This is a genomic window from Streptomyces sp. JLBJ103 (genome assembly GCF_058215575.1).
Window position 1 is genome coordinate 748,958 of record NZ_CM177089.1, and the last position, 7,637, is coordinate 756,594.

Annotated in this window: 1 pseudogene; it reads left to right on the top strand. The window is 74.1% G+C overall.

Annotated features, from left to right (window positions below):
- Position 1: 1 nt before the first annotated feature.
- Positions 2-7,630: pseudogene (locus tag AC4BEG_RS03170) on the top strand (amino acid adenylation domain-containing protein); the annotation flags it as partial.
- Positions 7,631-7,637 lie beyond the last annotated feature (7 nt).

Here is a 7,637-nt window from a genome sequence, read left to right on the forward strand (position 1 = left end):
CACGGCCCTGGACGAACTGCCGCTCACCGCCAACGGCAAGGTGGACCGCCGACGGCTGCCCGCACCGGACTGGACGGCGGCGACCGGCACCGGACACGTGGCACCCCGCACCGACGCCGAGCGGGCGCTCGCGGAGATCTGGGGCGCGCTGCTGGGCCGGGACCGGATCGGGGTCGAGGACAACTTCTTCATGCTGGGCGGGGATTCGATCCTCAGCATCCAGGTGGCCTCCCGCGCCCGCCAGGCCGGGCTGACGCTGACGCCCCGGGAGCTGTTCCGGCACCCCACCATCGCGTCGCTGGCCACCGTGGCGCGGACCGACGCCCGTCCCGCGGGCGACACCGGCCCGGTCTCCGGGGAGTTGCCGCTCACCCCGATCCAGCGCTGGTTCTTCACCACCCACACCACCCGGCCCGGCCACTTCAACCAGTCCGTACTGGCCGAACTCGGCCCGGATCTTGACCTCCCCGCACTGCGTGCGGCGCTGGCCGCGCTGCTGGTCCACCACGACGCGCTGCGGATGCGCTACGAGCGGGGGGCGGACGACGCCGTACGGCAGTACTGCCCGCCGCCGGACCCGGAGGACCCGGTGCCGCTGCGGGAGGTGGATCTGTCGGGTCGGGACGCGGCGGAGCGGCGGGCCGCTAGGGACGCGGCCATGGCCGAGGCGAACGCCGGATTCACCCTGGAGCGCGGGCCGTTGCTGGCCGCGCGGCTGCTGCGCGGAGCACCAGGGGAGCCACCGGCGCTCTTCCTGACCGTGCATCACCTGGTGGTGGACGGAGTGTCCTGGCGGGTGCTGCTGGAGGACCTGGACACCGCCTACCGCCAGGCGCTCCGGGGCGAGCCGATCGTGCTGGGAGCGCGGACCACCTCGCTGCGGGACTGGTCCCGGCGGCTGGCCGAACACACCGCCGCGGGCGGCTTCGACGCCGAACTGCCCCACTGGACCGCGGTGGCGGCGCAGTGTGACACCGGGCTGCCGGTGGACGGCGCCGGGGAGAACACCGTGGCGGCCATGGAGTCGGTCACCGTACGGCTGGACCGCGAGCTGACCACCGCGCTGCTCCAGCGGGTGCCGGGGGTCTACCGCACCCGGGTCGACGACGTCCTGCTCGCGGCGCTGGGCCGGGTGCTGGCCGACTGGACCGGACGCCGCCGGGTCACCGTGGACCTGGAGGGCCACGGCCGGGAGGAGCATCTGCTCGACGGGGTGGATCTGTCGCGTACCGTCGGCTGGTTCACCACCATGTTCCCGGTGGCCCTGGACCTTCCGGCGGGCGGCTGGGGCGAGACGCTGAAGTCCGTCAAGGAGCGGCTGCGGGCCGTCCCCGCGCGGGGCATCGGCTACGGGGCGCTGCGTCATCTCGCCCCAGCGGACCACCCGGGGGCCGCGGCGCTGCGGACCGCCCCGGAGCCCCGGATCAGCTTCAACTACCTGGGCCGGTTCGACTGGTCGGCCCCCGGTGCGGACACCGCACCGGACACCGCGTCGCTGGTGCGCGGTGTGCGGGGCGGACTGGGCGGTGACGCCGCGCCGGAGTCGGCACGGGCCCATCTGCTGGACGTGGTGGGCCGGGTGGAGCACCGGTGCCTGGAACTCACCTGGTACTACGGCACGGCCACGCACACCGAGGAGACGGTGACCCGGCTGGCCCGGGAGATGGTGCGGGCCCTGGAGGAGATCGCCGGCCACTGCGCCGAGCCCGGTGCCGGGGGCCGTACCCCGTCGGACTTCCCGCTGGCCCGGCTGGACCAGGCCGCGGTGGACCGGATCGCCGGGGACGGCCGCGAGGTGACGGACATCTATCCGCTGACCCCCATGCAGGCGGGCATGCTGTTCCACCATCTCGTGGACCCGGCCTCGGACGCCTACGTCAACCAGGTGCAGCTGACGATGACCGGGGTGGGCGACCCGGAGGCGCTGGCCACCGCGTGGCAGCGGACCGCGGACGCCAATCCGATCCTGCGCACCCATCTGGTGTGGGCGGACACCCCCGAACCGCTCCAGGTCGTCCGGCGGCGGGCCGCGATACGGATCGTCCACCATGACTGGACCGGGCGGCCGGAGCGGTGGCGGGACGCCGAACTGGACCGGCTGCTCGCCGAGGACCGGGCCGAGGGCATCGACCTGGGCACCGCGCCGCTGATGCGGCTGGCCCTGATCCGGCTGTCGGCGGACGAGGTCCGGCTGCTCTGGACGTTCCACCACTGCCTGCTGGACGGCTGGAGCGCGGCGCAGGTGTTCGACGAGATCTGCGAGCGCTATACGGCACTCACCACCGGGCGCGCCGCGGCGGTGCCGTCCCGCCGCCCCTTCCGCGGCTATCTGGGCTGGCTGGCCGAGCAGGACACCGCGGAGGCCGAGCGGTTCTGGCGCGGGGCGCTGGCGGGCTTCACCTCGCCGACCGAACTGCCCCGTGACCGGCCCGCGGTGGAGGCGCACCGCACGGCGTCCTCGGGTACCCACAAGGTCACCCTGGGGGCCGAGGAGTCGGCCCGGCTGCGGACCACGGCCCAGCGCGCCGGGCTGACCATGAACACGGTGGTGCAGGGAGCGTGGGCACTGCTGCTGGCGCGCTACAGCGGTACGGACGACGTGGTGTTCGGCACCACGGTCTCCGGGCGTCCGGCGTCGCTCGCGGGTGTGGAGTCGATGGTCGGGGTGTTCATCAACACGGTGCCCACCCGGGTGCGGGTGGACGGCGGCACACCGCTGCCGGTCTGGCTGCGGGAGCTCCAGGCGGCCCAGTCGGAGTCCCGGCGCTTCGACTTCGTGTCCCTGGCGCAGTTGCGGAGCTGGAGCGAGGTGCCCGGGGGGATGAACCTCTTCGACAGCATCGTGGTGTTCGAGAACTACCCCTTCGACAGCGAGGCCATCGCGGCACACGGTCTGGGTATCCGGCAGGAGCGGGATCTCGAACCGACGAACTACGCACTGAGCGTGGTGGTGGCGCCCGAGGAGCGGCTGTCGATCTCGCTGGACTACGACCCGGCCGCGTTCGACGCGCCGACCGTCGAGCGGCTGGGCGCCTGCTTGCGCGGGCTGCTGGAGGAGATGGCCGCCGATCCGGCCCGCCGGGTGGCGGAGCTGCCGCCGGCGGGCGCGGTGGAGACCCGGCGGATCCTGGAGGAGTTCAGCGGGCCGGTGGCCCCTGCGTCGCGGGTGGTGCTGCCGGAGCTGTTCCAGGCGCGGGCGGCCCGGACCCCGGACGCGGTGGCGGTACGGGGAGAGCACGGATCGCTCAGCTACCGGGAGGTGAACGAGCGCGCCAACCGGCTGGCCCGGCTGCTGATCGCCTCGGGCGCGGGCCCCGAACGGTTTGTGGCGCTCGCGCTGCCGCGCACCCCGGATCTGGTGGTGGCACTGCTGGCGGTGCTGAAGTCGGGGGCCGGATATCTGCCGGTGGACCCGGCGTATCCGGCGGAGCGCATCGCGTTCATGCTCGAGGACATCGCCCCGGACATCGTGCTGACCACCGCGGAGACAGGGGTGCGCATCCCGGCCGGGAAGGCGGCCCATCTCGCCTTGGACGAAGCGGAGTTCGCCGAGCGGCTGGCCAGGGAGGTCACCCGCGACATCACCGACGCCGAACGGCGCCACCCGCTGAACCCCGGCCATCCCGCCTATGTCATCCACACCTCGGGCTCGACCGGCACCCCCAAGGGTGTGGTGGTCACCCACGCGAGTGTGGCGGCGCTCGCGGCGTGGGCCGAGGCGGAGTTCGGCGCGGAGGGGCTGGCCCATGTGGTGGCCGCCACCTCGCTCAACTTCGATGTGTCGGTCTTCGAGATCCTGTGCCCGCTGCTGGCCGGTGGCTCGCTGGAGATCGTCCGCGATCTGCTCACCCTGGCCGAGCGGACCGGACCGTGGTCGGCCAGTCTGCTCAGCGCGGTGCCGTCCGCGCTGGGGCAAGTGCTCGGCAAGGGCGCGGTGTCGGTCACCGCGGACACCGTGGTGCTGGCGGGTGAGGGGCTGGCCGCCCGCACGGTCCAGGAGGTGCGCGCGGCGATCCCGGGCTGCCGGGTGGCGAACATCTACGGCCCCACCGAGGCCACCGTCTACGCCACCGCGTGGACCTGCGACCCGGCGGACCCCGGCCGGACCCCGCCCATCGGGTCCCCGGTCGCCGCCACCCGGGCGTACGTCCTGGACGCCCGGCTGCGCCCGGTGCCGGTCGGGGTGCCCGGGGAGCTGTACCTCGCCGGGGCCGGACTGGCCCGGGGGTACGCGGGGCGTCCGGGGCTGACCGCGGACCGGTTCACCGCCGACCCCTTCGGGCCCGCGGGTGGCCGGATGTACCGCACCGGGGATCTGGTGCGCTGGGACGCCGACGGGCAGCTGGAGTACCTGGGCAGGACCGACGACCAGGTCAAGGTGCGGGGTTTCCGGATCGAGCTGGGCGAGGTAGAGGCCGCGCTGGCACGCCATCCGGACGTGGCCGGGGCCGCGGCGGCCGTGGTGGACACCGCGGGCCACAAGCGGCTGGCCGGGTATGTGGTCCCGGCCCCGGGGGCGTCGGTGGATCCGGCCGCGCTGCGGTCGTTCCTCGCCCGCAGTCTGCCCGATCACATGATCCCGGCGGCCGTGGTCCCCCTGGAGCGGCTGCCGCTGGGGACGAGCGGCAAACTCGACCGGCGGGCGCTGCCCGCGCCGGACTGGGCCGCCCCCACGGCGAACCGGGTCGCACCGCGTACGGAGACCGAGAAGGCGCTAGCCGGGATCTGGGCCGAGGTCCTGGGGGTGGAGTCGGTCGGCGTCGAGGACAACTACTTCGCCCTCGGCGGCGATTCCATCCTGAGCATCCAGATCGTCTCCTCGGCCCGCCGCGCCGGGATCGAGCTGACACCACGTCATCTCTTCGTCCACCAGACCGTGTCGGCCCTGGCCGCCGCCGCGGAGGGCGCGGTGTCCTCGGCGGCCACCGCTGAACAGGGGCCGGTCCTGGGCGAGGTGCCGCTCACCCCGATCCAGCACTGGCTGTTCGAGAGCCTGCCGGAGAGCCCCTGGCACTTCACCCAGTCGCTCTCCGCCGAGCTGACCGGACCGGTGGACATCACCGCGCTGGGCGCGGCGCTGGCGGTCCTGATGGACCACCACGACGCCCTGCGGATGCGGTTCGAGCGCACCGGGGACGGCCCGTGGCGGCAGCACAGCGCCCCGCCCGGGGAGGAGCCGGCGCTCGAGGTGGTCGATCTGTCCGGCCACGCGCCCGCGCGGCGGGAGGCGGCGCTGCGGGAGGCCGCGGCCCGGATCGAGGCCGGATTCGACCTGGCCCGGGGGCCGTTGCTGCGGGCCGCCCTGTTCACCCGGGGCGAGGGGCAGCGCCCCGTCCTGCTGCTCACCGCCCACCACCTGGTGGTGGACGCCGTCTCCTGGCGCATTCTGCTAGAGGACCTGGACACCGCCTACCGCGCGCTGGCCAAGGGCCGTACGGCCGAACTCGGCCCGAAGACCACGTCGTTCCGGGAGTGGTCGCTGCGGCTGCGCGACCATGCCGCGGCGGGGGGCTTCGCCGCCGAACAGGACCACTGGGCGGCACTGGACGGCTGCGCCGAGCTGCCCACGGACAGTGAGGGGCCCAACACCGTGGCCTTCGAGGAGTCCGTGACCGTCCGGCTGGACACCGGCACCACCCGCGCCCTGCTCCAGGACGTACCCGGTGCCTACCGGACCCGGATCAACGATGTGCTGCTGTGTGCGCTGGGGCGGGTGCTCGGCCGCTGGACCGGCCGGGACCGGGTGCTGGTGGACCTGGAGGCGCACGGCCGCGAGGAGATCTTCGAAGGGGTCGATCTCTCCCGTACCGTCGGCTGGTTCACCAGTATGTTCCCCATCGCGCTGGAGGGTTCCCCGGCAAGCGGTCTCGCGGAGACGCTCAAGGCCGTCAAGGAGCGGCTGCGGGCGGTGCCGCGGGGCGGTCTCGGCTACGGCGCGCTGCGCCATCTGCTGCCCGGCGCGGCGCCGGACCTCCCGGCCGCGCCGCCGCGGATCAGCTTCAACTACCTGGGGCAGCAGGACGGAACGCTCCCCGGGGCGGGCCAGGACAGCGGACTGCTGCACACGCTGCGCGACGCTCTGGACGGCGGGATGAGCGCGGACGCGCCCCGGCCGCATCTGATCGATGTGGTCGGCCGGGTGGCGGGCGGCGAGCTGGAGCTGGCCTGGTCGTACGCGCGCGGTCTGCACCGGCGCGCCACCGTGCTCCGGCTCGCCGAGGAGATGGCCCAGGAGCTGCGGGCGATCGTCGCGCTGTGCGCCGCGCCGGGCGCGGGGGGCCGGACGCCGTCGGACTTCCCGCTGGCCGCCCTGGACCAGGAGGCCGTGGACCGGCTGGCGGGCGACGGACGGAACGTGGCGGACCTCTATCCGCTGACCCCGACCCAGTCCGGGCTGGTCTTCCACGGCCTTGCCCAGCAGGGCCAGGGGCTCTATGTGGAGCAGGCGACCTTCGTACTGGACGGGGTCCGGGACACCGCCGTACTCGCCGCCGCCTGGCAGCATGTCGTCGACCGCACCCCGGTGCTGCGCAGCGAGGTGGTGGTGCGCGGGGTGCCCGAACCGCTCCAGATCGTGCGGCCCGCCGCGGCCGTGCCGATCGAGGAACACGACTGGAGCGGGCTGGACGAGGACGGTCGCGCCGCCGCCCTGGACCGGCTGCTGGAGGAGGACCGCGCCCGGGGTCTCGACCTCACCGCGGCGCCCCTGCTGCGGGTCGCCCTGGCCCGGCTCTCCCCCACCGAGGTGCGGGTGCTGTGGACGTTCCACCATGTGCTGCTCGACGGGTGGAGTGTCTTCCAGGTGCTGTCGGACGTCTTCGCCGCACACGCCGCGCTGGCCGGGGGAAAGACACCGCAACTGCCGTCCCGCAGGCCGTTCGCGGACTATGTGGCCTGGCTCGGCCGCCAGGACCGCTCCCGGGCCGAGGAGCACTGGCGCACGGCGATGGCGGGGTTCGAAGCGGCCACTCCGCTGCCCTACGACCGCAAGGCCACGCCGCACACCCCGACCCGCTCCTCGCGCTGGCTCTCGCGGCGGCTCGGCGAGCCGGAGACCGCGGCGCTCCAGGACTTCGCCCGGCGCCACCGGCTCACCCTCAACACCGTGGTCCAGGGGGCCTGGGCGCTGCTGGTGTCACGCTGGAGCGGTGAGACGGACGTGTGCTTCGGGGCCACCGTCTCCGGGCGGCCCACCGAGCTGCCCGGCGCCGACAGCATCACCGGCATCTTCATCAATACCCTGCCGGTGCGCACCGAGGTGGACGGCGGGGCGGCCACCGCGGCCTGGCTGCGGACGCTCCAGACCCGGCAGGCGGAGGCGCGCGGCTTCGGCCATGTGCCGCTCTCCCGGATCCAGGGCTGGAGCGGGGTGCCGGGCGGGAGCAATCTCTTCGAGAGCCTGGTGGTGTTCGAGAACTACCCGATCAACAGCTCCGCGGCCGCGGAACACGGTCTGGCGGTGCGCGACCTCCATGCGCTGGAGAGCACCAACTACGCGCTCACCGTGGTCGTCTCCCCCGGTACCGAACTGGCGGTGGAACTCGGCTGGGATCCACGGCTGTTCGACGAGATCACCGCGGAGCGGCTGGCGGCCCAGCTGACCCATGTGCTCGGTGCCCTCGCCGCCGCCCCCGACG